The following is a 2203-nucleotide window of genomic DNA, read 5'->3' as shown; positions in this document are numbered from 1 at the left end:
CCACCCGCACTCCGATCTCCTCGGCGAGCTCGCGGCTGAGGGTCTCGTCCGGGGTCTCGCCCGGCTCGGGCTTGCCGCCGGGCTGCATGAAGGCCGTCGTGCCGGTCTTGCGCACCAGCAGCAGGCGCCCGTCGGCGTCGACGATCACGGCCGCCGACACGTGGATGCGGCGCGGTGAAAGGTCGTTGGCGGGTGTCACCCCGGCACGGTAACAGGTTTCACCCATCGGGCCCGTCGTAGAATTCCGTGTGCCCCCTGCCATACCCGCCCCGTCCGACGTGCCCTCGAGCGGGATCGATCCCGCCGACCTGCAGACCACCCTCAGGGTGCTGGCGGAGATGGACCGGGTCGATCAGAGCCACCCCGACTACATCGCCGTGCGCCAGGCCACCGCCGCCATGTTCAAGGCCGTGAAGAAGGTGCGCCGCCGCGAGATCCGCGACGCGATCGCGCAGGCCGACCGCGCTGTGGTCGCCGCCACCGCGACCGGCGCCCCCGACCGCATCGACGACGAGACCCGCGGCATCCCGATCTCGACCGCCACGACCGCCCCGACGGCGGGGACCCTCCTCAAGGCGCGGGGATGCTACATATGCAAGCAGCCCTACACCGTGGTCGATGCGTTCTACCACCAGCTGTGCCCCGCGTGCGCGGCCCTCAGCCACGCCAAGCGCGACGCGCGCACCGACCTCACGGGGCGCCGCGCGCTGCTGACCGGCGGCCGGGCCAAGATCGGCATGTACATCGCGTTGCGACTGCTGCGCGACGGAGCGCACACGACCATCACGACGCGCTTCCCGCGCGACGCGGTGCGCCGCTTCAGCAGCCTGCCGGATGCCGCGGACTGGCTGCACCGCCTGAAGATCGTCGGCATCGACCTGCGTGACCCCGCCCAGGTGATCGGGCTCGCCGACGATGTCGCCGCGGCCGGCCCCCTGGACATCCTCATCAACAACGCCACGCAGACCGTGCGGCGCTCGCCGGGGGCCTATCAGCCCCTGGTGGATGCCGAATTGGCGCCGCTGCCCGATGGGCCGCTGCCCGAGCTCGTCACCTTCGGGCACACCAACGACCGTCATCCGCAGGCCCTGGAGCGCTCGGTCAGCGCCCACCCGATCCTGGCCGCAGCGGCATCCCGCGCCGATGAGCTCACCGAGCAGGCGATGACGGCGGGGTCGAGCTCGCTCGAGCGGCTCGCCGCCGGCACGGCGATCGACGCAGGCGGGCTCATCCCCGACCTCGAGAGCATCAACTCGTGGACCCAGCGCGTCGAGCAGGTCGATCCACTGGAGATGCTCGAGGTGCAGCTGGCCAACACCACCGCTCCTTTCCTGCTGGTGTCGCGGCTGCGGCCGTCGCTGGCGGCGAGCCCGGCGAAGCGCACGTACATCGTCAACGTCAGCGCGATGGAGGGCGTCTTCGGTCGCGGATACAAAGGCCCCGGGCACCCGCACACCAACATGGCCAAGGCCGCGGTGAACATGCTCACGCGCACCAGCGCGCGGGAGATGTTCGAGAGCGACGGCATCCTCATGACGAGCGTCGATACCGGATGGATCACCGATGAGCGCCCGCACCCCACCAAGGTGCGCCTCGCCGAAGAGGGGTTCCACGCGCCGCTGGACCTCGTCGACGGGGCTGCCCGGGTCTACGACCCGATCGTGCGCGGCGAGGCGGGCGAGGACCTGTTCGGGGTGTTCCTGAAGGATTACGCTCCCGGCTCATGGTGAACATGCCCGCCCCGGGCCGGCGGGTCGTGGTGCGCTATCTGCTGCCGACGGGGCAGGCCACCGACGCCCTCGGCGAGCTGCTGAGTGCGGATGCCACGACGGTGGTGGTCGACGGCAAGCGCGGGGTCGAGCGCATCCCGCGCGGCGCGATCATCGCCGCGAAGGAGGTGCCGCCCCCGCCCGCACCGCGGGTGCGACGGGCGCCGCGGGACTGACGCACCGAGGCGTCGGGGACTCTTCTTAGGCTCCGGCATCCGTGCTAGACCGTACGCGTGAGCGCCTCCGCGTCGTCTATCGATCGGCCCGATGTGGACCTGGACCGGCGCCAGGTCTACATCATCTTCGGCGCCCTCCTGGCGGCCATGTTCCTGTCGGCGCTGGATCAGTCGGTCGTCAGCACCGCGTTGCCCACGATCGTGGGAGACCTCGGCGCCGCCGATGAGCAGGGATGGATCGTCACGGCGTACCTGCTC

Annotated in this window: 3 protein-coding genes and 1 pseudogene; 3 read left to right on the top strand and 1 reads right to left on the bottom strand. The window is 71.0% G+C overall.

Going from position 1 to position 2203, the window contains the following annotated elements:
- Positions 1 to 199 (bottom strand): NUDIX hydrolase (locus NQ160_RS22705; RefSeq protein ID WP_257517292.1); only part of this gene is annotated, 199 nt, incomplete at its 3' end.
- Positions 200 to 248: 49 nt separating this feature from the next.
- Here NQ160_RS22705 and NQ160_RS22700 point away from each other — a divergent pair.
- From NQ160_RS22700 to NQ160_RS22690, 3 genes and pseudogenes are all read left to right on the top strand, one after another.
- Complete coding sequence (locus NQ160_RS22700) at positions 249 to 1730, top strand: SDR family NAD(P)-dependent oxidoreductase (RefSeq protein WP_257517291.1); 1482 nt, start codon at positions 249 to 251, stop codon at positions 1728 to 1730.
- The gene (locus NQ160_RS22695) at positions 1724 to 1945 is read left to right on the top strand and encodes a putative acetyltransferase (protein WP_257514025.1); all 222 of its coding nucleotides are present in this window, start codon (positions 1724 to 1726) and stop codon (positions 1943 to 1945) included. The genes NQ160_RS22700 and NQ160_RS22695 overlap by 7 nt, the downstream gene beginning before the upstream one ends.
- A 57-nt stretch (positions 1946 to 2002) precedes the next feature.
- Positions 2003 to 2203 (top strand): annotated as a pseudogene (locus tag NQ160_RS22690) (MFS transporter); the annotation flags it as partial.

Source organism: Microbacterium sp. zg.Y909 (genome assembly GCF_024626565.1).
This window is presented reverse-complemented; position numbering and strand designations above follow the sequence as displayed.